Source organism: Polynucleobacter sp. TUM22923, from assembly GCF_030295705.1.
Lineage (GTDB): Bacteria > Pseudomonadota > Gammaproteobacteria > Burkholderiales > Burkholderiaceae > Polynucleobacter.
In genome coordinates this window covers 1,203,335-1,227,706 of the sequence record NZ_AP027274.1, presented here as the reverse complement: position 1 = coordinate 1,227,706, position 24,372 = coordinate 1,203,335, and the positions used below count along the sequence as shown (strand labels likewise).

The window sequence follows — 24,372 nt, the reverse complement described above, 5'->3', positions numbered from 1 at the left end:
CGCTCATTAGGCTTGTACTGTGATGTCCAAGCTGCTGAGTTAAGCGAACCACTGATCTTCCACATCGCTTTCGGTGCATATTACTAACTTTACCCCAAATCGAAGTCTTTGCAAGTGCCCCGGATGAAATTGTTCTAAAAATTAATTTGTTTCCTGAGCTGCCTGTAATACCTCTGTCACATGTCCCGGAATCTTGAGGCCGCGCCACTCTCTCACTAAAGTACCTGAGGAATCAAAAAGGAAGGTGCTACGCTCAACACCGCGTACCTGCTTGCCATACATATTTTTCATTTTCATAACGCCAAAAAGTTGGCAGAGGATTTCTTCTGTATCGGCGGCTAACTCAAAAGGCAGTTCTAACTTACTACGAAAATTTTCGTGAGATTTTAGGGTGTCTCTAGAAACGCCAACGATCAAAGTATTAGCTTGAGTAAAGGCTTCAATGTTGTCTCGAAACTCACCAGACTCGGCCGTACATCCTGGCGTCATATCTTTAGGATAAAAGTAGATTACTAACTTCTTGCCTTTCGCAGAATCTGGCGTAAAGGTTAGATTCGACGTTGCTGGAATTGCGCATGGAGGCATTGGCTTACCAATTGCTACAGTCATGATAATTTCTTTCTTTAATTTTTTCTAATGTTGTATTTTTACTGTAACTTAAGTTGCTTGCAAAATCAGCTCACCACTTCGATTGGCAATCTCACCCCACGTTACCGGTTGAACGGCGAGTTTATCAAGTTGTTTAGTTGCTTCCCAGGACTGATGAAGCTCTCCCACTGTGACTAAATCATGCCCTTGATTTAACCAGCCCGCCAATAGCTGCTCGAATGCGGGTAATAGTTTCTGCCCCTCAAGCTCGGCATGCAGGGTGAATACTTGATCATTCGGATTGCTTTGGGTGATCTTCAGTAGCTTTTGAACAGCGTCGAATGCGTTATCGCCATCAATTCCAATGAGCTCATCAAAGGTTGGCAAAGTGGTTGGATACTGTACATGCTTAGCTTTCCCTGATGGCAACATCAAGCGATAAGGCATGAGATTGGGTGCAGATCTTCCATCTGAGGAGTACTTCAGCCCCCATTGATCCAGTTGCTCAAATGCGGCTTCATTCATTTGCCAGCCGGCAGCGCCATAGGTAGCGGGTACATGCCCAAAGATCTTTACAAAGCGATCCCAGCTTTTTTGCATTTGGGTTTTTGTCCAATGGGCATCTTTGTTACGGACAGCATCATGCCAGGCAGTATGGTCCCAGGTATGAATCCCGGTTTCATGCCCAGCCAAATCGATTGAGCGCATTTCATCGGCCGCTTGCTTGCCGATATCGGGACCGGGGAGCAGAACGCCATAAAGCAGTGTTTTGATGCCGTAATGCTCAACAACAGAGGTTCTGCTGACCTTTTTCAAAAATCCTGGACGAAAGACCCGCTTAAGGGCCCAACCGGTATGATCTGGTCCCAAGCTAAATAGAAAGGTAGCCTTTAGGCCAAAGTGCTTGAAGGTGCGCGCTAAATTAGGGGCGCCTTCTTTAGTCCCGCGTAAGGTATCAACATCAACCTTGAGTGCAATTTTTGCCATAGACCGGTTTACTTATTCGCTGTCGACTAGGTGGCGTGCTTTTTCTACATCGTTTCGATAAGCTTCAAAAATATTCTTGAGGGCATCGTCCATGGAGGTAGTTGGCTTCCAGTCGAGTTCATTCATGGTGTTGTCGATAGCAGGTACTCGGTTTTGTACGTCCTGATAACCCTCGCCATAGTAAGCGCCTGAGGTCGTCTCTAGAACCTTGACATCATTTGCCGTCTTTGCATACTCTGGAATACTGCGTGCAATCGCTAACATTTGATTAGCGAGATCACGAACAGAAAAATTATTTTTTGGATTGCCAATGTTATAGATTTTGCCGTTAGCAACACCATCTTTATTATCGATAATGCGCATTAATGCATCAATACCGTCGTCAATGAAAGTAAAAGCGCGCTTCTGGGCACCACCATCTACTAAGTTAATGGGTTCACCACGAACAATGTGACCTAAGAACTGAGTGACAACACGTGAGGAGCCTTCCTTGGCAGTGTAAATACTATCGAGGCCGGGGCCGATCCAGTTAAATGGGCGGAAGAGCGTAAAGCGCAAGCCTTCCATGCCATAGCCCCAGATGACCCGATCCATTAGCTGCTTGGAGCAGGCATAGATCCAGCGTGGTTTATTGATGGGGCCGTAAACCATATTCGATTCAGCGGGATCAAATTCACCATCTTCACACATGCCATAAACTTCAGACGTAGATGGAAAAACTAAATGTTTTTTGTACTTCACTGCTGAGCGAACGATAGGTAAGTTGGCTTCAAAATCGAGCTCAAATACTTTCAATGGCTGCTGAACATAGGTAGCGGGTGTAGCAATAGCTACCAAGGGCAAGATCACATCGCATTTACGAATGTGATACTCAACCCATTCCTTGTTAATTGTGATGTCACCTTCGAAGAAATGCATCCGTGGATGGTTGACTAAATCACCAAGACGATCATTTTGCATATCCATGCCGTAAACATCCCAATCGGTTGTCTCTAGGATGCGCTTAGATAGATGATGTCCAATAAAGCCGTTTACACCAAGAATGAGTACTTTTTTCATTTTTACTGCCTCGTTTTAAGCTAATGTGTTTTGCTGGGAGACCACTCTAATATTGCTATCGATCTTTGGTCGCCACAAACGCCGAATACTTGATTATCAACCACTTGGATACCGGGTGTCCCAAGATCTAGCTCGGCCGGAAAAGGCCCCTCCAGGCTTGTTTTAGCAACAATCATCGTTCTTCCTTGCCAGTCTGTAAAAGCACCTGGATAGGGTGGGGCGACAGCTCTGACGAGATCATGTATCTGTTTAGCTGTCTGCGCCCACAAAATCTGCCCATCGGAGGGCTTGCGGCCACCGAAATAACTACCCTGGGACAGATGATTGTGTTTTCTTGGAACCTGGCCTTGCATGAGTTCCGGCAGCGCTTGCTTGAGAACCGTTACTGCTGCCTGACTCACCTTGCTAAAAACTTCAGTAGCGTTTTCATCATGTCCAATAGTTACCGCAGATTGACCAACAATATCGCCCGCATCTGGCTTGGATTCCATGACGTGTAGCGTGGCACCAGTTCGGGTTTCACCATGCAAAATGGCCCAATTGACTGGCGCTCGTCCTCGGTATTTCGGGAGTAGGGAGCCATGCATATTCAGGGCGGCAATCTTGGCGCAAACTAAAATATCGGCTGGAATCATATAGCGATAATAAAAAGAGAATACATAATCCGGGGCCAATGCAGTAATCTGCGGAATAAGTTTTTTGAGTTCGCTCGCTTCTGGCGTGACATAAGGAATATGCCGTTCTTGGCAGAGTGCTAGAACACTCCCAAACCAAATATTCTCATCGGGATCATCCTGATGAGTAATAACAAGGCCTACCTCAACCCCTGATGCAAGGAGCTCCTTCAGGCAATTGACGCCAACGTCGTGATAAGCAAAAACGACTGCGCGCAATTATTTTTTCTCTAAAACAGTTTGTACAACATAGCGGGGACGCTGTCGTACTTGTTGATAGATGCGGCCAATGTACTCACCGAGTAAGCCTAAGCCAAATAGCATGACGCCAATCAAAAAGAAGGTTAGAGCAAATAAGGTAAAGACCCCCTCTACCTCCGCACCTAAAATAAATCGGCGCACGAGTAAGTAGATGAAGAGACTGCCAGCGGCCATGGCCAGCAACATACCTAAAATAGAAAAGATTTGCAGTGGCATTACAGAAAAGCCTGTAACCAAGTCAAAGTTTAAGCGTATCAATTGATAAAGGCTGTACTTAGATTCACCGGCGAAGCGCTCTTCATGCTTGACGGAAATCTCTTTAGGATTAGCGGAGAAGGTATAGCCGAGCGCTGGAATAAAGGTATTGCTTTCATCACATTGTCGAACGAGGTCAACAATACGTCGGCTGTAGCCGCGCAACATACAGCCTTGGTCGGTCATTGTGATGCGGGTAATTTTTTCACGTAAATGGTTCATTGCGCGTGAGGCAATTTTTCTAAAAAAACTATCTCGGCGATCGGCGCGAATGGTGCCAACATAATCATGGCCATTGAGCAGCTCATGGGTAAGAGCATCAATCTCTTCGGGCGGATTTTGCAGATCAGCATCTAGAGTAATGATGTATTGACCGCGGGCATATTCAAAGCCAGCCATGATCGCCATGTGTTGGCCAAAGTTGCTATAAAAAAGCACGGCGCGAGTTACATCAGGTCTAAGCTCGACTTGCCTAGCTAAAATCCCTGCCGAACGATCTTTACTGCCATCATTTACAAAAACAACTTCATAGGCAAGATTGCGCTTAGAGGCAAGCGTATCTAGGGCGGGATATAGGCGGTCAAAGAGTGCTTGTAAGCCATCCTCCTCGTTATATACGGGGATCACAATGCTCAGTACGGGATTGCTCACTTGGGTCGCTAAATTTGCAGTCATCCCCTAATTTTGCCTGATCTTAGTATTTCCACTCAATTCTGAAGAATTCGCCGTCTCAGAACTCACTTCCAGCGCTTACTTATTTGTATATTTCTTCAAAATGCCTACCAGGGCAACGGCGATGCGACCGATATCTTCATCAGCCATTCCAGGGAAGAGGGGTAGGGTCAAAATGGAGCGACCGATACGCTGCGCAATCGGAGTATCGCTAAGTTGATAACCTAGATTGTTGTAGAGCGTAAATCCAGTAATGGCTGGGTAATGAACGCCGGTACCGATACCAAGGTCTTTCAGCTCCGTCATCACTTGTGCGCGATCCACTTGTAGTTGCTCTAGCGGCAACACGACCTGAAACATATGCCAGTTCGTATCGCCAAAGTTTTCTACCGGCAATTCTAAGGGGAGGTTCTCCAAACCAGCAGCTTTGAGTTCACTGCGAATCGCATCAAAATATTGGCGGGCTAGCGCACCTCTTCTTGCTTGAAATTTGGGAAGCTCTAAAAGTTGATGTAGGCCAATCACGGCGTTAACGTCAGTGAGGTTATCTTTACCGCCCAGCACGTCTACATCCATTGCGTCGATACCATGGCGAGTAAGACCCTGTAATCGAAACTTCTCGGCGAGCTTGGCTTCTTCAGTGTTATTAAATACGAGGCAACCTCCCTCAATAGTCGATAAGTTCTTATTCGCCTGAAAACTAAAGCTCACCAGATCACCGATACTCCCGATTTTCTGTCCATGCCATTGCGATCCAAATGCTTGCGCTGCATCTTCAATCACCCGTAGCTGATGCGTTTTTGCAAGGCTATACAGTTGATCCATATCAACGGGCAGCCCTGACAAATAGACTGGCATGATGGCACGTGTTTGGGGGGTTATCGCCTGTTCTACCTTATTCAAATCAATATTGCGGGTCACGGGGTCAATATCTACAAATACTGGCGTTGCCCCAACACTGAGAATCACATTTGAGGTGGCAACCCAGGAGATTGGGGTAGTGATGACTTCATCACCCGGCCCAATACCGGCTACCTGTAGTGCAATTTTCATCGTGGCCGTGCCATTGGCGAAGCAACGTACGGGACGCCCGCCAAAGTAGTCACTCAAGGCTGCTTCAAACTCCGCTAATTTAGGGCCAGAAGTAACCCAGCCTGAGCGTAGTACCTCAGCAACGGCATCGATCGTCTCTTGGTTGAAATGCGGCCTAGTAAAGGGGATGAAGGGAGTAATGGGAAGTGTTTTTTCGTGACTCGACATGGCGGGCTTTCAGATTGAATTATGGAGCAGGGTTAACAGCTTCAGGATGCTTCACAATCACTCGTCGCGAGTCTCTACCCACCTCTTGCATCGGCACATTGAGCTTTTGCAATTCCGTATATTGCTCGGGAACCATCAATGCATACGCTGTTACGTCTTCTTTCCATCGCTCAATAAATGATGCCAGTGTTGGCATCCATAAATCGGGTTGCTGTTGCACGCCAAATGTAAGCTCATCTGAAAACTCCACCATGATCATGGTCTTGCCTAAATAAAAAGGTACCGTGTGATCGAGGATTCTGACGGAATAAAAATTAGTATTTTCAGGGATGCCTGCTTTCACCTGCTTAACTAAGTCGATCCCAGAGACAGCGCGCCCCAGAGTTTCGTGTCCCGTACCCGCAATAAGAGCGCACAAGAAAAAGCCACTTGCAAAACTGCTGATGCTGGCCAAGCTATTACGCTTACTTTGCGCGAATGCCAGCAAACTAAATGACATTAGCGTGATCAGTGCCGCAATAACCCAGTAGGTGTATTGAGCGTATGACTCAACTTCATCAGGTCTGGCTTGTCTACCAACTTCACCTAAGAAGAAAAATCCAACACCGCCCAGAACAACAAAGCACAGGGTTTGCACTTGCCAAGGTAGCCCGAGCCCTTTGTTAAGCTCCAAGCGGCGATCTAAGCTGTTGCCTACTAAAAGGGCTAGGGCTGGGAAAATGGGGATGATGTAACCGGGAAGCTTGGATTGAGAAATACTAAAGAATCCAAGAATGACAACAAACCAGCAAGTTAACAACCAGGCGCTAGAAAACTCGCGATTGCGCTCTTGCCATGCCTGCTTAATGGACCCAGGAATTTGGGCTATCCACGGCAAAAATCCCAGTAGAAGTAAGGGGAGAAAATAGTAGATCGGGCCAGTTCTGCTGTGTGCAGTTTGCGTAAAGCGCTGCAGGTGCTCATGAATAAAAAAGAACTCTAAAAACTCGGGATTGCGTTGCGCAATCAATACAAACCAAGGTGCAGTAATCACGAGAAACAGTAATGTCCCGCTAACAATATGAAGGCGTTCCCAAATTTTCCAGTCCCATGCCGTAACGGAGTAGAAGACAAAAACCATGCCTGGGATAGCTACGCCAATTACCCCCTTAGATAGCGTTGCTAGGGCCATAAATGCCCAACAAGCCCACATCCAATTTCGACGAGCGTGCTGATGCGCGGAAGTTTGAGCCAATAAAAGACTGCATAAAGCGGCGACCAAAAACGCTGAAAGCCCCATATCCAAAGAATTCACATGACCGCTGATGACCCACATTGGGCTAGATGCCAGTACGAGTGCCGCTAAGTAGCCCGCCCGAGGGCTAAAGATGCGGGCACCCGTAAAACCGACAAATAGGATGGTGAGAAAACCAGTTAATGCAGTCCAAAGTCGAGCTTGCCAGTCGCCGATTCCAAAAAGATTGAATGCGGCGGCAGTAGCCCAAATTTGGAGGGGGGGTTTCTCAAAATACTTGTAGCCGTTGTACCTAGGGGTAACCCAATCGCCCGTCACGAGCATCTCTCGAGCAATTTCAGCATAACGGCCCTCATCAGAGGGGATGAGGTGGCGAAAATTAAGGGTTCCGAACCATAGCAAGCCGTAGATCAGAACCAGAATCAAGAGGGTTGCTGGATTGAAGGCGGCAGACTGCCTACTTTGGCCAAATTGCATTAGTCGGCTTCCACAATTAGCGCCAACAGCACTTGGCGGCTTTCACCTACCAAGATGTTGTAGGTTCGGCAGGCTGCCTGAGAATCCATCACTTCAAAACCAATTTTGGCATCAATAAGTGTTTTTAGGAGCTCTGGCTTAGGAAAGCGCTGGCGTTTACCGGTGCCGATGAGGATTAATTCGGGCTTCAAACTAGCCATTTGAGAGAAATCAGTTGCAGTGAGGTCATCAAACGTAGTGACCGGCCAATCCAATATGCCCCCGCCTGAGCTGACTAAAACCGCATGGCTGTATGGGGTCTTATTGATCTCTACATAGCCATCACCGTAACCGGTAATAGTATTAATACCAGAATGGGGGTCTGATTGAAGCTTCATAAGGGACTCTCTGTCATAATTAAGGGATTATAGCCAGCTGTTTTTTCCTAGATTTCAAGAACTTAACTCTGAATTTACTGTGAAACCGATCCTTAAGTCCGAAAAACTCAATCATGTCTGTTATGACATCCGTGGACCTGTGCTGGAGCTTGCTCAGCGTATGGAGGAAGAGGGTCATAAGATCATTAAATTAAACATCGGCAATGTAGGTGTTTTTGGCTTTGATCCCCCTGAAGAGATTCAGTTGGACATGATTCGTAATTTGGGTAATGCCTCAGCCTACTCCGATTCCAAGGGAATTTTTGCTGCTCGCAAGGCAATCATGCATTATTGCCAAGAAAAAGGGATTCGAGGCGTCACTTTGGACGACATCTATACCGGCAATGGAGTTTCTGAATTAATCGTTTTAGCAATGAATGCCTTGCTTAACAATGGCGATGAAGTGTTGGTGCCAGCCCCTGACTACCCTTTATGGACTGCCGCAGTAAGCTTATCTGGCGGCACACCGGTTCACTATCTCTGTGATGAGTCAAAAGATTGGGCGCCAGATTTAGCCGATCTGCGCAAGAGAATTACGCCTCGCACTAAAGCGATTGTGGTGATTAATCCTAACAATCCAACGGGCGCCATTTACTCTACTGAGGTTTTAAAAGAAATCACGGAAATTGCTCGTGAGCATGATTTGATTCTGTTCGCTGATGAGATTTACGACAAGATGTTGTATGACCAAGAGAAGCATGTTTCCCTAGCGTCGTTATCTACCGATGTTGTCACCATCACCTTTAATGGCTTATCCAAAAACTACCGCTCCTGCGGCTATCGCGCTGGTTGGATGGTTGTCTCCGGTGATAAAGAAATGATTCGTGACTATGTTGAGGGCCTGAATATGCTCTCATCTATGCGCCTTTGTGCCAACGTTCCTGGCCAGTATGCGATTCAAACGGCTTTAGGTGGCTATCAAAGCATTAATGATTTGGTGGCTGAAGGTGGTCGCTTAGCGAAGCAGCGTGATCTTGCCTGGAAGCTCATTACCGAAATACCCGGCGTCACTTGTGTGAAGCCAAAGTCTGCCCTGTATTTATTCCCTAAGCTTGATTCGCAAATGTATCCAATTGAAGATGACCAGCAATTTATTGCGGACTTACTTAAAGAAGAAAAAGTGTTGCTGGTGCAAGGTTCCGGATTTAACTGGGGCAAACCAGATCATTTCCGTTTAGTGTTCTTGCCCCATGAGGATGTACTTAAAGAGGCGATAGGTCGTCTTGCACGTTTTCTGGAGCGTTATCGTCAAAAACATAGCCGCAAAGTAGCTAACTCAACAGTATCAAAGGCGTTATGAAACCGATTCAAGTAGGCCTATTAGGCATTGGCACTGTAGGTGCTGGCGTATTTACAGTATTGGAACGCAATCAAGAGGAAATCGTGCGTCGTGCAGGTCGCGGTATCCGAATCCATACGGTTGCCGATCTCAATGTCGAGCGCGCAAAAGAATTGGTTCAGGACCACGCTCAAGTAGTCAGTGATGCGCGTGCAGTCATTAATAATCCTGAAATAGACATTGTTGTAGAGCTTATCGGCGGCTACGGTATTGCCAAAGACTTGGTGCTTGAAGCGATTGCAGCAGGCAAGCATGTCGTTACGGCGAATAAGGCCCTGATTGCCGTTCACGGTAATGCTATTTTTAAAGCAGCGCATGCAAAGGGTGTAATGGTGGCATTTGAAGCGGCAGTGGCTGGCGGAATTCCGATCATTAAATCGCTACGCGAAGGCCTCACTGCAAATCGCATCGAGTGGATTGCCGGCATCATTAACGGCACTACCAACTTTATTTTGTCAGAGATGCGTGACAAAGGCTTAGATTTTGCAACTGTCCTTAAAGAGGCTCAGCGCCTAGGTTATGCAGAGGCAGATCCCACTTTTGACATTGAAGGTGTAGATGCTGCTCACAAAGCGACCATCATGAGTGCGATTGCTTTTGGTATTCCTATGCAATTTGAAAAAGCACATGTGGAAGGCATTACGAAGTTAGATGCGATCGACATTAAATATGCCGAACAGCTGGGTTACCGCATTAAGTTACTAGGTATCGCTAAGAAAACTTCAACAGGTGTAGAGCTACGGGTGCATCCCACACTCATCCCAACCAAGCGTTTAATTGCAAACGTTGAGGGTGCGATGAATGCGGTGCAAGTGTTTGGTGATGCGGTAGGTACCACTTTGTACTACGGCAAGGGTGCTGGCTCAGAGCCAACTGCCTCAGCAGTGATTGCTGACCTGGTAGACATTGCCCGTTTACACAGTGCAAGCCCTGAGCATCGCGTTCCTTATTTAGCCTTCCAGCCAGATGCAGTGCGTGATATTGCCGTCTTGCCAATAGGTGAAATTACTACCAGCTACTATCTGCGATTACGCGTAGCTGATCAGGCCGGAGTGTTGGCTGACATTACCAAGATCTTAGCTTCCCACAATATTTCGATTGATGCTCTATTGCAAAAAGAGGCAGATGAAGGCGAAAGTCAAACTGATCTTGTAGCGCTGACGCACGAGACTAAAGAAAAGCATATGTTGGCAGCTATTCGTGAAATTCAGAATCTGAAAACAGTAGCGGGTGAGGTTATTAAGATCCGTTTAGAAAATTTGTCATAGAAAAGATTGATTACAAAACATGCGTTACCAATCTACTCGGGGCAATAGCCCACAGCAATCCTTCCTAGAAATTCTGCTTGGCGGCTTAGCCCCAGACGGAGGCTTGTACTTGCCAGTGGAATACCCACAAGTGAGCCCAGCACAATTAGATTCATGGCGAAGCTTGTCTTACGCAGACCTGGCATACGAAGTATTAAGCTTGTATTGCGATGACATCCCTGAAGAGGATTTACGTGCTTTGTTGCGTAAGACCTATACAGAGCAAGTCTATTGCAATGGACGTAAAGCGGACAATGCAAAAGATATTTCACCCTTACATTGGCTGGGAGAAGAAGGTGGTACTCGCTTAGGTTTGTTAAGTCTCTCTAATGGACCTACTTTAGCTTTTAAAGATATGGCGATGCAGTTGCTTGGTAATCTTTTCGAGTATGCCCTGAGGCGCTCAGGACAAAAACTGAACATCTTGGGTGCAACCTCTGGTGATACTGGTAGTGCGGCTGAATATGCCATGCGTGGCAAAGAAGGCGTGAACGTTTTCATGCTTTCACCTCGTGGCAAGATGAGCGCGTTTCAATCTGCGCAAATGTATTCTTTGCAAGACCCCAATATTTTTAACCTGGCAGTTGCCGGTGTATTTGATGACTGTCAGGACATTGTTAAAGCCGTTAGTAACGATCATGCCTTTAAAGCGAAGTATCGTATTGGCACAGTTAACTCGATTAATTGGGGCCGTGTTGTTGCGCAAGTGGTGTATTACTTCCAAGGTTACTTACTAGCTACTCAATCAAGTTCAGAAAAAGTATCGTTTACGGTGCCCTCAGGAAACTTTGGCAATATTTGTGCAGGACATATTGCCCGTATGATGGGATTGCCAATCGCCCATTTAGTTGCGGCCACTAACGAAAACGATGTACTGAATGAGTTTTTCACTACTGGCGTGTATCGCGCACGAAAGTCAGCAGAGACCTTGCATACTTCAAGTCCATCAATGGATATTTCTAAGGCCAGTAATTTTGAGCGCTTTGTGTTTGATCTCGTTGGTAAAGACGGCGCACAAACTGCGGCGATGTTTAAACAAGTGGATACCGCTGGTGGCTTTGATATTTCTCAAGAAGTCATTTTTCAAGAGATGGGGCAGTACGGTTTTCAATCTGGCCGAAGCACCCATCAAAATCGCCTAGATACGATACGAAATGTAGATCAGCAATACAACATCATGATTGATACGCATACTGCCGATGGTGTGAAGGTCGCAAGAGACTACCTAGAGCCCGGGATTCCGATGATTGTTTTGGAAACGGCACTTCCTATTAAGTTTGAAGAGACGATCGAGATAGCTTTAGGTCGCCCTGCCGAGTGCCCAGAAGCGTTTAAGGACATCAAGTCTAAACCTCAGTGGGTCGAAAATATAGATGCAGATGTCAATCAAGTCAAAACATTCCTTGCGACGCATCTCGATTAATTTAGTAAGCCAGTTTACTCATTAACTCATGACCAAAAAGCCCCCGATGTTGACTGCGCATGAGGCCTTAGAGCATCTTCTGTCACAGGCCAAACCAGTAGAAGGGCAAGAAACCGTTGCGATGCAATCGGCTTTGGGTCGAGTTCTTGCGCAAGACGTCAATAGCTTAGTGGATGTACCGCCAGTCGATAACACTGCCATGGACGGCTACGCAGTGAGTAGTCTTGATACGGCGACACCAGGAAGCATGCTCAAAATTGGGCAGCGTATTCCTGCGGGGTCAATGGGGGTTCAATTAACTCCCGGCACTGCTGCTAGGATATTTACAGGCGCCCCAATACCCTTGGGTGCCGATGCAGTAGTGATGCAGGAAGACTGCATCATCTCTGAAACGCATTCCGATCAGGTTCAGGTAACAATCGCACCAACTGCTGGTCAGTGGATTCGGCGTCGTGGTGAAGATCTCACAGCAGGGAAAACGGCGCTTACTGCAGGTACTTTTTTGCGTCCTCAAGAGTTGGGTGTAGCAGCTTCGGCTGGTTTGACCCACTTGGATGTCAAGCGCCGCGTGAAGGTAGCCGCTTTTTTTACAGGGGATGAGTTATCGCTTCCTGGGCAGCCGCTCAAGCCGGGGGGTATCTACAACTCCAATCGCGACACTTTATTGGCCTGCCTTAAATCACTGGGTTGCGAGCCAACGGACTTAGGCATTGTTCCGGATCGTCTTGAGTCCACTCGTGACGCTTTGCGAAGAGCAAGTCAGGATCATGATTTGATTATCACCTCTGGCGGCGTATCGGTTGGCGAGGAAGATCATATTAAGCCAGCAGTTAGCGCTGAAGGCCGTTTAGATTTATGGCAAATTGCGATTAAGCCAGGCAAGCCTTTGGCTTTTGGTGCGGTACGTAAGTCGGGTCAGTTAGATGGTGGTGAGGCCTGGTTTATGGGTTTGCCGGGCAACCCCGTTTCTAGCTTTGTCACCTTTTTATTGTTTGTGAGGCCCTTCATTCTGAAGCTTCAAGGGCGCCCAGTAGTGACACCGCAGTCTTATCCTATGCGCGCTGATTTTAATTGGCCCAAGGCTGATCGTCGTAATGAGTTCTTGCGCGTAAAAATCAATGCCCAAGGCGGCTTAGATTTGTTTCCTAATCAGAGCTCTGGGGTGCTTACCAGCGCCTCGTGGGGCGATGGATTGCTTGATTGCCCGCCGGGTCAGATGATTCAGGTTGGTGATATGGTTAAGTACATTCCATTTAATGCGCTACTGACTTAGCAAAACCCCGACTCCGACCTCAACCCCAACCCCGATCTGAACCCTAAGCTTTCCATGAAACTCCAATTACGATTCTTTGCCTCTTTGCGTGAAGGCCTTGGCCTCTCAGAAGAAAGTATTGTCGTTGCTGACCACATCAAAACGATTGCAGACTTAAGGGCCTTTTTAATACTTCGCGGTGACCCATGGGCTGAAGTGCTGGCGAGCAGCAAAGTGATTCGCTGTGCCCTGAACCAGCAAATGGTCAATGACACTACTCCTTTGGAGGAGGGGGCTGAAGTAGCCTTCTTTCCTCCAGTGACTGGCGGATAGGATGTCAGGGACCATCATTCGTATTCAGGAGGCGGACTTTGACCTTACTGGTGAAATCTCAGCATTGCGTAAAAATGATCCCCAGGTAGGTGCAGTGGTCACTTTTTTAGGCACCGTCAGAGATATGAATGACGGCAGCCAAGTGCAAGGCATGACTCTAGAGCACTATCCCGGGATGACTGAAAAAGCCCTTGAAGACATCGTTACGCAAGCAAGATCGCGTTGGGATATTCGTAAAGCATTAATTATTCATCGCGTGGGCCCACTACTACCGGAAGATCAGATCGTTTTGGTGGCAGTAACTAGCGCACATCGAGGTGAAGCCTTTTCAGCCTGCGAGTTCATCATGGATTACCTCAAAACCGAAGCTCCTTTTTGGAAAAAAGAAGAGACGCCTGAGGGTGGTCGATGGGTAGATGCCCGAGTGTCCGATGACACTGCAATCGCTAAATGGAATAAAGCTTAAAAACTAAAGCCAAAAACCGAAAGACCAGTCATTTATTAATCTCACCGTATTTTTCGGAATGTCAGATTAATTCGGGGAGCCACCAGTGTCTTTGTTTTTAATAGGCTATGGCGCCAGTGCTCCTGAATCGGGGAGCGCATGATCAGCAAGCTGCCATGCTCTAAAAATAAAGCAACGGTTTCTTGATCATCTCGATGACGAAAGGCGAGCTTTCTTCTTCCGCCAAGGCTAAATGAAGCGATTGGCATATTGGAATCTAATTCTTTTTCATTATCGCTATGCCAGCCCATACCTTCGTCACCGCTGTGGTAAAGGTTGGCTAGACAGGAGTTAAATTGACATCCCGACAACGCTTCTGCTTTTGCTTTAATCAGCAATAGCGCTGGGGTCCAGGCTTGAGGCTGACGTTCAATTCCGGAATAGGTATAACTGCAATCAGGATCTCCTATCCATGCCACTTTTCTGCGGGTCGTCACTAGCTTACCGAACATCATAACTTGATCTGGCTGCCATAAAACAGACTCGATGAGAGTCTGAAACAAGTCGTCAGCTTGGTCTGGAGGAAAGACGGTGCTAAGGTAGTGTGCTTGGCCATCCCTTGTTAATACGGGTATCAAGCTGCCAGAGCCCAGATCTTCAAGGGGTAAATTTCGTGCATTCATTCGTTAGGGTGGGTAAGAGCAGGAATTTGATAAAAACTCTAGAATAGACTTAATTGTTTATTTTAAGGTTCAGTGAGGTTAATGATGAAACCACCGGCAGGATTTTGTTGTGGATCGGGCGTATGCATTATTAATGATGCAGGAGAGTGCTGGTGCGGCCAGATCTGGGACGGGGAAAAAATGAGTGCACCAAAGCTCATCATGAAGGACAGCAATAGCGTTGAGCCTCCCTCGGTAAATGACAGCACCAAGGCCAGTTGACCTACTAAATAATCTATTTGATTTGGAGAATAAAATGATTCAAAAATTACGTATTAAGTTGGCCCGTTGGATTTTAGGAAAGCACTGCCCATGCTATCAAATGGGGCATCACTCAATGGTTGACTTTCAGCAACGTAGCGCTGATCAAATTGAGAAAGCCAGAAATATGAAAAGTGCTTCTACTAGTTAGTAGCCACACCAAACCCAGCACCAGCAAGTGAGATGAAATGAAAATCTGGCGAATGCGACGTAATTGCGCATTGTCCCCCCGTCAGTTGCTGCAATTTTATTTAGCGCTGGTCTGCCTTTCCTTGACGGTTGGCATTGGGTTTTTTCTCGTTGGGGTAAAAATGATTTTGGTGTTCACAACCATTGAAATCACTGCAGTAACGCTTGGATTTTTAATTTATTGCCGCCATGCACTCGATTTTGAAGAGATTGAAATCAATGGAAATCGCTTAATAGTTAAAAAATTTATTGCCTACAAAGAAACTTGTTTTGAATTCAATACGCAGTGGGCTAGAGTGGTTCCTCCGTTAGAGCACCAGAAAGTATTTTATATCGAACAATCAGAGCAGCGGGTTGAGTTAGGTCAGTTTTTACGGCCAGAGCCTCTAAGAATGTTGATTTCTGAATTAAGGCCTCGCCTCGCTTAATCGCATCCAAACCATCATCTGAAAAGGGTTACTAAGGCAGCCTCAGCAGCTAGATGAAATTAGTTTCATACTGAAATCTCGTGATTCAACTCACCTTTATTAATTAATATTACATTTCTGACAAATTCAATATGGATATCACAACAGCAGTAAAGGCAGCCCTCAATACTTTGGTGGATATCGCCTCTCACTCAAACAGTGCTAGGCCCGTAACTGGATTGGAGTTAGCTCAGCGACAAAATCTGTCGATCAGCAGAATAGAGCTTTTACTCAGCGCACTACGTGCGGCTGGAATAGTGAAGGGCACCAAGGGACGTCGTGGGGGCTATATCTTGCTGCAAGACCCTGGAATGGTGACCATCAAGGATGTTGTTTTAGCGATGAATTACATCAAAAAACGTAAGGTTGAGGCATGCGACATTGCCAGCGAACTATATCAATCCTTGGAAGCCTACATGCTTAGTTGCATGGCTAATGTCACTCTGTCTTCTGCAATCAAAGACTATGTTCCTCGCTTTAGTGAGATTCAGTCTGCACCAGAGCGCCTATCATTTATTAATCCCAAGACTAAGCCTGAAAAATTGGCTAAGGGTGAGGTGCAAAGGGTCGTTAAGACTACCTTCAAGAAAGTGGAGCAAGTGCCACTCGGACCAAACTCAATCTTTAGTTTTGGCGATTACTTGCAAAGATCAAGCGCCTGCTAAATTTAGGCCTCGAAAAACGCCCGCTTTTGGGAGCGAGGCAAGCGTTTTAATCTTGCTTCTGCCTTCGAGGCTTCAGATCGATCCGGGTGACTTTGGGTTGCTATCACTGCTACCGGCCGACGTGAACGGGTATAGCGGGCTCCTTCACCTGAGTTATGGGCCTCTAACCGATGCTCTAGGCGATTGGTAATGCCAGCGTAATAACTGCCATCAGCGCACTCTAGGAGGTAAACAAGCCAAGTCAAAGTAGGGTTAAATTCGCTTTTAAGTAGGGTAATACACTTGAAATTTTCAATAATGTCCTTATATTCTATAGGTAGATATCTACAGATCCAATAAGGAATCAAAATGAGAATAGATAAGTTCACGACTAAATTTCAAGAAGCGCTCAGTGAGGCACAAAGCTTAGCTCTCTCTAAAGATAACCAATTTATCGAGCCAGCGCATCTGCTCATCGCCATGCTGCGAGATTCTGATGGTGGCGCAAAAAGCTTACTCACCCGTGCCGGTGTCAATGTAGCCAGCCTAGAAAAAGCTTCTGAGAGGCTGATTAACAATCTTCCTGGAGTGCAGGGCACAAATGGCGAAGTGCAGGTTGGCCGTGACTTAGGCAATTGGTTTAACTTGTGTGAAAAAGAAGCCACGAAACGAGGCGATCAGTTTATTGCGGGCGAACTATTTTTATTGGTAGTGGCTGACGATAAAGGTGAGCTTGGCAAGATTGCACGTGAGAACGGCTTGAATCGTAAATCATTAGAGGCGGCTATTGATGTAGTCCGCGGAGGAGAGTCAGTGAACAGTGCCGATGCTGAAGGACAACGGGAAGCCCTTAAAAAATATACAGTGGACTTAACTGAGCGAGCACGCTTGGGTAAGCTAGACCCAGTGATTGGGCGGGATGATGAAATTCGTCGCACCATTCAAATACTGCAGCGTCGCGGCAAAAATAACCCTGTATTAATTGGCGAACCTGGGGTTGGCAAAACTGCGATTGTAGAGGGTTTAGCGCAGCGGATTATTAATGGCGAGGTACCCGAAACCCTAAAAGAAAAGCGTGTCCTGGTATTAGATATGGCGTTACTTTTGGCGGGCGCTAAATATCGGGGTGAGTTTGAGGAGCGCCTGAAAGCAGTGTTAAGTGATGTTGCTAAAGATGAGGGTCGCACGATTATCTTTATTGATGAGATTCATACGATGGTGGGGGCTGGTAAGGGCGATGGCGCTATGGATGCGGGCAATATGCTCAAGCCGGCCTTGGCTCGTGGTGAATTGCATTGTATTGGCGCCACTACCTTAGATGAATATCGTAAATATATTGAGAAAGACCCTGCTTTAGAGCGCCGGTTCCAAAAAGTCATGGTGGAAGAGCCCACTGTAGAGGCAACGATTGCCATCTTGCGTGGCTTGCAAGAGCGCTATGAGCTGCATCATGGTATTGAAATCACGGATCCGGCGATTGTGGCGGCTGCTGAGCTTTCTCATCGCTATATTACAGATCGCTTCTTGCCCGATAAAGCGATTGATCTAATAGATGAAGCAGGCTCTCGTATTCGTATGGAGATTGACTCTAAGCCAGAAGTCATGGATAAGCTAGAGCGCCGTCTCATTCAGCTGAAGATTGAGCGGGAGGCCGTCAAGAAGGAAAAGGATGATGCCTCTAAAAAACGCTTAGCGTTAATTGAAGATGAGATTTTGCGCTTAGGTGCCGAGTATGCTGACTTAGAAGAGATTTGGAAGGCGGAGAAGGGCGCTGTCTTAGGCGCAGCGCACATCAAGGAAGAAATTGAAAAGGTACGCGCAGACATAGTGAAGCTGCAGCGTGCAGGTAAGCTGGAGCAAGTTGCTGAATTGCAATATGCTAAATTGCCAGAGCTAGAAGCTAAGCTGAAATCTGCCGCTGCTGCAGAGGCTAATATTAGTAAAGATGGCGTAGTTAAAAATAAGTTGTTGCGTACTCAGGTAGGAGCAGAAGAAATTGCCGAGGTAGTTTCTCGTGCAACTGGTATTCCGGTGTCCAAAATGATGCAGGGTGAGCGCGATAAATTACTCAAGATGGAGGAGTTACTTCATCATCGAGTAGTAGGCCAAGAAGAGGCTATTCGTGCGGTATCAGATGCGATCCGTCGTTCACGTGCGGGCCTTGCTGAAGAACATCGTCCCTATGGCTCATTCTTATTCTTGGGGCCAACGGGCGTTGGAAAGACCGAGCTTTGTAAGGCTCTGGCCGGTTTCTTATTCGATAGCGAAGAACACCTCATTCGTATTGATATGAGTGAGTTTATGGAGAAACATAGTGTTGCGCGTTTAATCGGAGCGCCCCCTGGTTATGTAGGTTATGAAGAGGGCGGCTATCTAACGGAGAAGGTGCGACGTCATCCTTACTGCGTCATCTTGTTTGATGAAATTGAGAAGGCGCATCCAGATGTGTTTAATGTACTACTGCAAGTATTGGATGATGGTCGCTTAACAGATGGTCAGGGGCGCACAGTCGATTTTAAAAATACCGTGATTGTGATGACTAGTAATATCGGTTCGCATCTCATTCAGTCTATGGTCGGTAAGAAGCAGATTGAGATAAAAGATGCAGTCTTTGAAGAGCTTAAAACGCATTTCCGTCCAGAGTTTCTCAATCGCATTGACGAGATCGTTGTGTTCCACGGCCTAGATAAGGGCAACATCGCCGATATTGCGAAGATCTTACTTAAAAACTTGTCTGACCGGCTTGCGAAAATCGATATGCATCTTGATGTTACCGATGCGGCCCTAGCGAAGATTGCAGAAGTAGGGTTTGATCCGGTGTTTGGGGCAAGACCGCTAAAAAGAGCGATTCAGCAATATATCGAGAACCCCGTTTCGAAGATGATTCTGGAGGGAAAGTTTGGTCCTGAAGACACCGTACCAGTCGATATCGATCAAAAGGGTGACTTTATCTTCACTAAGTAATTGGCAGTAAACTCGGTACATGATTGATGCGCTACAAATAAGGCGTGCCAGTGATGTCCGAGTAGTTGGTTTAATTAGCTTGGCTCACGGCAGCTCCCACTTTTTTCATTTAATTTTGCCGCCGATGTTCCCATGGCTCAAAGCAGAGTTTGGCTTTAGTTATGCAGAGCTAGGCTTGTTAATGACGATTTTCTTTGTCGTCTCCTGCATCATTCAGGCAGCTTCTGGATTTTTAGTCGATCGTATCGGCGCTCGCCCAGTACTGTTTGTTGGGGTTGGGCTACTTGCCCTTGCTGCATTAACTTACTCGCAAAGTAATGGGTACGCTATGTTGGTGATGGGTGCAGTGATTGCTGGTTGCGGTAATGGTATTTTTCACCCGGTGGATTACACCTTAATCAATCATAAAATTTCCCCGCCAAATTTGCCTTATGCATATTCTATTCATGGCGTAACCGGTTATCTGGGCTGGGCTGCTGCCCCAGCCTTTATGGTTGCAATGGCAACGCTTGCTGACTGGCGAATTGCCTTCTTATCGGCCGCGGTTCTTGAGGCGTTAATACTCTTAGTGCTGTGGTTAAGCCGTGAACGGCTCATTGATAATGTAAAAGAGCGTCAAGCAGAATCTGCGGCTACTCATGCTGCCGCAAACCCCGGCACTGGGGCTCTCACTACTTTTGCTTTTCTAAAGCTACCTGCCGTATGGCTGTGTTGGATTTTCTTTTTCTTTAGTATGTCCGCCACTACCGGCATGCAGTCATTTGCCCCGAGTGCTCTTTTTCAAATTTATGCGCTACCTGTCAGTGCGGGTAATTATTTTTTGACATTAATGTCTTTGGGCGGAGCCGGTGGGATGCTGCTGGGTGGTTATTTTGCTAAGCGTTTTGCTAATCCGGAGCGCATCATCACCATCTGCTTTACGAGTAGTATTTTGATGGGTTTATTGTTGGCGACAGGGTGGGTTCCCTTTGATGGAATTGTCATTCCCTTTATTGTTATCGGTGCCGGCTTAGGTATTGCTGCACCTTCAAGAGATTTGATGATTCGTACCGCTACTCCAGCAGGGGCATCTGGCAGAGTCTATGGCATTATCTATTCAGGAATTGATTTGGGCGCCGCTCTCAGCCCGCTGGTATTTGGCATCTTCTTAGACGCCGGTTTACCTAAATTATTATTTGTGGGCGTGGCACTGTTGCAGTTGATGATTATCTTGACTGGATTTAAGGTGGCTTCTTTGACGACCCTTAAAACCAAGTCAGTCATTTAATTTCACAATATGAAACACCGTTTCTGCTGATAAAACTTGCTTATTAGCTGTAACGGTGAAATGTTTCACCTGTTGATCCTTTTTTTCCACATTATAAAATATTGATTTTAAGTTATTGATTTAATTGAATTATTAAATCTTAATAACACTGAATATAAATCTTGCATGCATTCGTTTTCTATATAAACTCTTATATAAGACATAAGACTTACCGTCTCAATATTTTGTTTAATTTAGGGAGAAAACCATGGCAGATCGCAAAGCAGAAATTGCAGCAATACAAAAGGATTGGGATACTAATCCCCGCTGGAAGGGCATCACTCGTGGGTATACCGCTGAGGATGTTGTTCGTCTGCGGGGCTCATTAAAGATTGAGTACACTTTGGCCAAACATGGGGCTGAACGATTGTGGGACTTAGTAAACAGTGAGGCTTATGTCAACTGCTTAGGCGCTCTAACTGGTGGTCAAGCAATGCAACAGGTAAAAGCAGGTGTTCAGGCGATTTACTTGTCAGGTTGGCAGGTAGCTGCCGATGGGAATTCTTCTGCTGCAATGTATCCAGATCAATCACTCTATCCAGTAGATTCTGTTCCTAAGATGGTTGAGCGGATTAACAATTCCTTTCAGCGTGCTGATGAAATTCAAACGGCTAAAGGAATTCAGAAAGGGGATGCTGGCTACATAGAGTATTTCGCTCCTATCGTAGCGGATGCTGAGGCTGGATTTGGTGGTGTATTGAACGCCTTTGAGCTCAGTAAGGCGCTTATTAAGCAGGGTGCAGCGGGGGTTCACTTTGAAGACCAGTTGTCATCAGTAAAGAAGTGCGGTCACCTCGGCGGCAAAGTCTTATTACCAACAGCAGAGTCAGTCCAAAAATTGATTTCAGCTCGCCTAGCAGCCGATGTTATGGGTGTACCAACAATTATCTTGGCTAGAACAGATGCTGAAGCTGCCGACTTAATAACCTCTGACTACGATGCAAACGATAAGCCATTCTTAACAGGAGAGCGCACTCCAGAAGGCTTCTATAAAACACGCAAGGGTTTGGATCAGGCCATTTCTCGTGGTTTAGCTTACGCCGCCTATGCCGATATGGTGTGGTGCGAGACAGGTACTCCTGACTTAGAGTTTGCTCGACAGTTTGCAGAGGCCATTCGCGCTAAATTTCCTGGCAAGATGCTGGCGTATAACTGCTCACCCTCTTTCAACTGGAAGAAGAATTTAGACGATGCAACGATTGCTAAATTCCAACGTGAATTGGGTGCGATGGGTTACAAATATCAGTTTATTACCCTCGCTGGTATTCATTCCATGTGGTACAACATGTTCGATTTGGCTCAAGACTATATGCAACGTGGCATGACAGCGTATGTCGAAAAAGTACAAGAACCAGAATTTGCAGCGCGTGATCGGGGTTATACATTCGTATCGCATCAACAAGAGGTAGGCACCGGTTACTTTGATGATGTCACGACTGTAATACAGGGTGGTAAATCTTCAGTAACCGCTTTGACAGGCTCAACAGAAGAAGAGCAGTTCCACTAACTTAGTACATCCCCTAGTTTTAGTGTTTATCGGCACCTAAATAGCTCCATAAGAGTGACTTAGGTGCCTTTTTCATATACATTCTGCCTATGAATACTTGTTCCCTTTGTACAGTAGCCCCCTCATCCGAGGAGGGTGAGTTAATTTGGCTTGGGGATGACTGCCGAGTAATCTTGGTAAACGACGCAGACTTACCTGGATTTTGTAGGGTCATATGGAATCACCACGTCGCTGAGATGACGGATCTCAGTTATGGTGAGCGTGAGCACTTAATGACGCTTGTCTTTGCGGTGGAGCAGGCGATTCGTCAAGTGATGAAGCCCGATAAGATCAATTTAGCTGCCTTAGGAAATATGGTGCCCCATATTCATTGGCATGTTATCCCTCGGTATAGGGACGATGCTTTCTTTCCAGGATCAGCGTGGTCGCAAAGGACTCAGGAAACATCAGCATCTGCAATTGAAGCGCGTCAGCTCTTAGCAAAAAATCTATCAGCAGCTGTTAAATCTGCGATTACGGCATTACGCTAAACCAATTTTTTTAGTGCTTCGAGATATCTTTCGGGGCTAAGGGGCTGACCCTCGCGTTGTGTCTCCCACATTACCTGCCCTAAACATTCCATGATGGCGTGTTGAGACTCGTGCTCTGTTCCTAGTTTCTTCCAGAGCTGCGCCGAGATTGCTTTAATCCCGGGTGGCTGATCGATGGAGACTTGCTCACTGATCGATAAGTGCATGGAGAGATGTAAAAAGGGATTGGTTTCCCCGCGCTCTGGTGTGTAGTCTTGCTCTACAGCGTTCTCTGGGTTTAGTAACAATGTGTGATATTCGGGATGTTGGATCATCCAGTCGCTGGCAATCATTTCCATCGGAGCCAGAATCTGATTATCTATTTTCTTTTTCCAGGTATCACAGAAAAAACGCCGCACCTCTTCACGTGTCGGATTAAATAGGGCCACGTACATTTCCTTTACCAGTTTTTTGCTTAAAGCTGCAGAGGGGTTCGACTATGCATTGCTCGCATTCAGGGTTGCGTGCTTTGCAGGTATATCGCCCATGCAAAATAAGCCAATGATGTGCGTCTTGTAAAAACTCCTTGGGTATGCGCTTGAGTAGTTGCTCTTCAACCTTCACAACATCTTTTCCAGGCGCTAAGCCCGTGCGATTAGACACTCTAAAGATATGCGTGTCTACTGCCATAGTCGGATGTCCAAAAGCCGTATTGAGAATAACGTTCGCCGTTTTTCTACCGACACCTGGAAGGGACTCTAAGTCCTCGCGAACTTGCGGCACTTCACCGCCATATTGCCCTACTAATAAATGGCAAGTCTCTTGAATGTGTCTACCCTTGGCATTAAATAACCCAATATGCTGGATGAAAGGCTTGACCCCTGCTTCACCTAAATCCAATAGTGCTTGCGGAGTGTTGGCGATCTTAAATAGCTCTCTTGTACCTTTGTTTACCGAAATATCGGTCGCTTGTGCGGATAGCAATACCGCAATCAAGAGTTCAAAGGGCGAGCTGTATTCCAGTTCAGTTTCTGGGTTGGGATTATTTGCCCTAAGTTGCTCAAAAAAGGCCTGTCGCTTTTCGGGATTCATGATTACTTTTGCTGAGCGCGCGCAATAGCCGCAGCGATGATGGCTCGCTTACGCTCTTGCTCTTGTTTTGCCTCTTCAGACTGAGGAGATTGTGCATTAACTTCATCTAATTTAGCCGCAGCTTTTTTAGCAAGACGTGCATCATTGTCTTGCTCCTCGCGCTCCAATCTCTTTTCACGAGCATGGTAACGGGTGCGCGCTATGTCGGCCAATGGCGCAGACCAGGCATCCCATCCAGTCTGAGCGCCGGTGACATCGATCATAGTGATGCAGTCAACGGGGCAGGGTGGAATACAAAGGTCGCAGCCAGTACACCAATCACTCAAGACTACATGCATTTGTTTTGAAGCCCCCACAATGGCATCAACAGGGCAAGCCTGAATACAGAGCGTGCAACCGATGCATGTATTTGAATCAATCAAAGCAATGGTTCTGGGGCGCTCTAGTCCGCAGTCAGTATCGATCGTGGGATTGAGTTTAAAGGTAGCCTGAGGATATATGGGTGTCAGCAACTCAGACAAGCGCCTGATGCCTTCTACACCGCCCGGTGGACATCGATTAGGTAAGGCCTCACCAGAGGCCATTGCCTCAGCATATCCCCTGCAGTCGGGGTAGCTACATTTAGTACATTGGGTCTGGGGGAGTAGATTCTCGAGACGATCGGCAAGTGTTCGCTGTTGCTGGCTTTGCATATTGATCTGAATGCTCTAGAACTAGAAACGCGACCCT

27 protein-coding genes are annotated in these 24,372 nt (G+C 46.5%); 14 read left to right on the top strand and 13 right to left on the bottom strand.

Features of this window, described 5'->3' with window-relative positions; translation table 11 throughout:
- Positions 1 to 141: 141 nt before the first annotated feature.
- From QUD86_RS06230 to QUD86_RS06195, 8 genes are all read right to left on the bottom strand, one after another.
- Positions 142 to 609, bottom strand: a complete 468-nt coding sequence (locus tag QUD86_RS06230) for a peroxiredoxin (RefSeq protein ID WP_286295946.1) — start codon at positions 607 to 609, stop codon at positions 142 to 144.
- A 48-nt stretch (positions 610 to 657) separates the two neighbouring features.
- Complete coding sequence (locus QUD86_RS06225; protein WP_286295944.1) at positions 658 to 1,575, bottom strand: polysaccharide deacetylase family protein; 918 nt, start codon at positions 1,573 to 1,575, stop codon at positions 658 to 660.
- 12 nt (positions 1,576 to 1,587) lie between these two features.
- Positions 1,588 to 2,634 (bottom strand): bifunctional UDP-4-keto-pentose/UDP-xylose synthase, encoded by a 1,047-nt coding sequence (locus QUD86_RS06220; protein WP_286295942.1) that lies wholly within the window; start codon positions 2,632 to 2,634, stop codon positions 1,588 to 1,590.
- 20 nt (positions 2,635 to 2,654) lie between these two features.
- Positions 2,655 to 3,527, bottom strand: a complete 873-nt coding sequence (locus tag QUD86_RS06215; RefSeq protein ID WP_286295941.1) for a formyltransferase — start codon at positions 3,525 to 3,527, stop codon at positions 2,655 to 2,657.
- Positions 3,528 to 4,475 (bottom strand): glycosyltransferase, encoded by a 948-nt coding sequence (locus QUD86_RS06210; RefSeq protein ID WP_286298694.1) that lies wholly within the window; start codon positions 4,473 to 4,475, stop codon positions 3,528 to 3,530. It abuts the gene before it with no gap.
- Positions 4,476 to 4,574: 99 nt separating this feature from the next.
- Entirely contained in the window at positions 4,575 to 5,756 is a 1,182-nt protein-coding gene (locus tag QUD86_RS06205) for a DegT/DnrJ/EryC1/StrS family aminotransferase (protein WP_286295938.1), read from the bottom strand.
- 19 nt (positions 5,757 to 5,775) lie between these two features.
- Entirely contained in the window at positions 5,776 to 7,467 is a 1,692-nt protein-coding gene (locus tag QUD86_RS06200) for a glycosyltransferase family 39 protein (protein ID WP_286295936.1), read from the bottom strand.
- On the bottom strand, positions 7,467 to 7,844 hold the full coding sequence (locus tag QUD86_RS06195; RefSeq protein WP_286295935.1) for an Mth938-like domain-containing protein: 378 nt from the start codon (positions 7,842 to 7,844) through the stop codon (positions 7,467 to 7,469). Before QUD86_RS06195 ends, QUD86_RS06200 begins: the two co-directional genes overlap by 1 nt.
- A 79-nt stretch (positions 7,845 to 7,923) precedes the next feature.
- Here QUD86_RS06195 and QUD86_RS06190 point away from each other — a divergent pair, with 79 nt between their 5' ends.
- From QUD86_RS06190 to moaE, 6 genes are read left to right on the top strand one after another with little or no spacing between them, the layout of a single operon-like run.
- A complete protein-coding gene (locus tag QUD86_RS06190; protein WP_286295934.1) occupies positions 7,924 to 9,183 on the top strand; it encodes a pyridoxal phosphate-dependent aminotransferase in 1,260 nt (419 codons plus the stop codon).
- Positions 9,180 to 10,490, top strand: coding sequence for a homoserine dehydrogenase (locus QUD86_RS06185; protein WP_286295933.1), 1,311 nt, complete (start codon positions 9,180 to 9,182; stop codon positions 10,488 to 10,490). Before QUD86_RS06190 ends, QUD86_RS06185 begins: the two co-directional genes overlap by 4 nt.
- Before the next feature lie 19 nt (positions 10,491 to 10,509).
- On the top strand, positions 10,510 to 11,952 hold the full coding sequence (gene thrC / locus QUD86_RS06180; RefSeq protein ID WP_286295931.1) for a threonine synthase: 1,443 nt from the start codon (positions 10,510 to 10,512) through the stop codon (positions 11,950 to 11,952).
- Between the two features lie 28 nt (positions 11,953 to 11,980).
- A complete protein-coding gene (locus tag QUD86_RS06175; RefSeq protein ID WP_286295929.1) occupies positions 11,981 to 13,225 on the top strand; it encodes a molybdopterin molybdotransferase MoeA in 1,245 nt (414 codons plus the stop codon).
- A gap of 54 nt (positions 13,226 to 13,279) precedes the next feature.
- Complete coding sequence (gene moaD, locus QUD86_RS06170; protein WP_286295927.1) at positions 13,280 to 13,537, top strand: molybdopterin converting factor subunit 1; 258 nt, start codon at positions 13,280 to 13,282, stop codon at positions 13,535 to 13,537.
- A gap of 1 nt (position 13,538) precedes the next feature.
- Positions 13,539 to 14,003 carry a molybdopterin synthase catalytic subunit MoaE gene (gene moaE, locus QUD86_RS06165; RefSeq protein ID WP_286295925.1) on the top strand — a complete coding sequence of 155 codons (465 nt, stop codon included), beginning with the start codon at positions 13,539 to 13,541 and terminating at the stop codon, positions 14,001 to 14,003.
- Between the two features lie 41 nt (positions 14,004 to 14,044).
- Here moaE and QUD86_RS06160 read toward each other — a convergent pair whose 3' ends face one another.
- On the bottom strand, positions 14,045 to 14,665 hold the full coding sequence (locus QUD86_RS06160; RefSeq protein ID WP_286295923.1) for an alpha-ketoglutarate-dependent dioxygenase AlkB family protein: 621 nt from the start codon (positions 14,663 to 14,665) through the stop codon (positions 14,045 to 14,047).
- 81 nt (positions 14,666 to 14,746) lie between these two features.
- Between QUD86_RS06160 and QUD86_RS06155 the strand changes: the two genes are divergently transcribed.
- The 4 genes from QUD86_RS06155 (at position 14,747) to QUD86_RS06140 (ending at position 16,286) form a co-directional block, all read left to right on the top strand.
- Complete coding sequence (locus QUD86_RS06155) at positions 14,747 to 14,926, top strand: hypothetical protein (protein WP_286295922.1); 180 nt, start codon at positions 14,747 to 14,749, stop codon at positions 14,924 to 14,926.
- Between the two features lie 34 nt (positions 14,927 to 14,960).
- The gene (locus QUD86_RS06150; protein ID WP_286295921.1) at positions 14,961 to 15,116 is read left to right on the top strand and encodes a hypothetical protein; all 156 of its coding nucleotides are present in this window, start codon (positions 14,961 to 14,963) and stop codon (positions 15,114 to 15,116) included.
- 37 nt (positions 15,117 to 15,153) lie between these two features.
- A complete protein-coding gene (locus tag QUD86_RS06145; protein WP_286295920.1) occupies positions 15,154 to 15,582 on the top strand; it encodes a DUF2244 domain-containing protein in 429 nt (142 codons plus the stop codon).
- A 131-nt stretch (positions 15,583 to 15,713) separates the two neighbouring features.
- Positions 15,714 to 16,286, top strand: a complete 573-nt coding sequence (locus QUD86_RS06140; protein ID WP_286295918.1) for an RrF2 family transcriptional regulator — start codon at positions 15,714 to 15,716, stop codon at positions 16,284 to 16,286.
- Between the two features lie 2 nt (positions 16,287 to 16,288).
- On the opposite strand, the gene QUD86_RS06135 is transcribed toward QUD86_RS06140, so the two are convergent.
- Positions 16,289 to 16,531, bottom strand: a complete 243-nt coding sequence (locus tag QUD86_RS06135) for a GIY-YIG nuclease family protein (protein ID WP_286295917.1) — start codon at positions 16,529 to 16,531, stop codon at positions 16,289 to 16,291.
- Positions 16,532 to 16,634: 103 nt separating this feature from the next.
- On the opposite strand from QUD86_RS06135, the gene clpB reads away from it, so the two are divergent.
- The 4 genes from clpB (at position 16,635) to QUD86_RS06115 (ending at position 22,572) form a co-directional block, all read left to right on the top strand.
- The gene (clpB, locus tag QUD86_RS06130; RefSeq protein ID WP_286295915.1) at positions 16,635 to 19,229 is read left to right on the top strand and encodes an ATP-dependent chaperone ClpB; all 2,595 of its coding nucleotides are present in this window, start codon (positions 16,635 to 16,637) and stop codon (positions 19,227 to 19,229) included.
- A gap of 19 nt (positions 19,230 to 19,248) precedes the next feature.
- Positions 19,249 to 20,496, top strand: coding sequence for an MFS transporter (locus QUD86_RS06125; RefSeq protein ID WP_286295912.1), 1,248 nt, complete (start codon positions 19,249 to 19,251; stop codon positions 20,494 to 20,496).
- Positions 20,497 to 20,743: 247 nt separating this feature from the next.
- Positions 20,744 to 22,042 (top strand): isocitrate lyase, encoded by a 1,299-nt coding sequence (aceA, locus tag QUD86_RS06120; protein ID WP_286295911.1) that lies wholly within the window; start codon positions 20,744 to 20,746, stop codon positions 22,040 to 22,042.
- An 89-nt stretch (positions 22,043 to 22,131) separates the two neighbouring features.
- A complete protein-coding gene (locus tag QUD86_RS06115; RefSeq protein ID WP_286295909.1) occupies positions 22,132 to 22,572 on the top strand; it encodes an HIT family protein in 441 nt (146 codons plus the stop codon).
- Here QUD86_RS06115 and QUD86_RS06110 read toward each other — a convergent pair.
- Genes QUD86_RS06110 through rsxB form a run of 3 tightly spaced genes read right to left on the bottom strand, consistent with a single transcriptional unit; the run spans position 22,569 to position 24,335 of the window.
- Positions 22,569 to 23,006, bottom strand: a complete 438-nt coding sequence (locus tag QUD86_RS06110; protein WP_286295908.1) for a DUF1841 family protein — start codon at positions 23,004 to 23,006, stop codon at positions 22,569 to 22,571. The two genes, QUD86_RS06115 and QUD86_RS06110, sit on opposite strands and share 4 nt — an antisense overlap.
- The gene (nth, locus tag QUD86_RS06105) at positions 22,987 to 23,643 is read right to left on the bottom strand and encodes an endonuclease III (protein ID WP_286295906.1); all 657 of its coding nucleotides are present in this window, start codon (positions 23,641 to 23,643) and stop codon (positions 22,987 to 22,989) included. The genes QUD86_RS06110 and nth overlap by 20 nt, the downstream gene beginning before the upstream one ends.
- A 2-nt stretch (positions 23,644 to 23,645) precedes the next feature.
- Positions 23,646 to 24,335, bottom strand: a complete 690-nt coding sequence (gene rsxB, locus QUD86_RS06100; RefSeq protein WP_286295905.1) for an electron transport complex subunit RsxB — start codon at positions 24,333 to 24,335, stop codon at positions 23,646 to 23,648.
- Positions 24,336 to 24,372 lie beyond the last annotated feature (37 nt).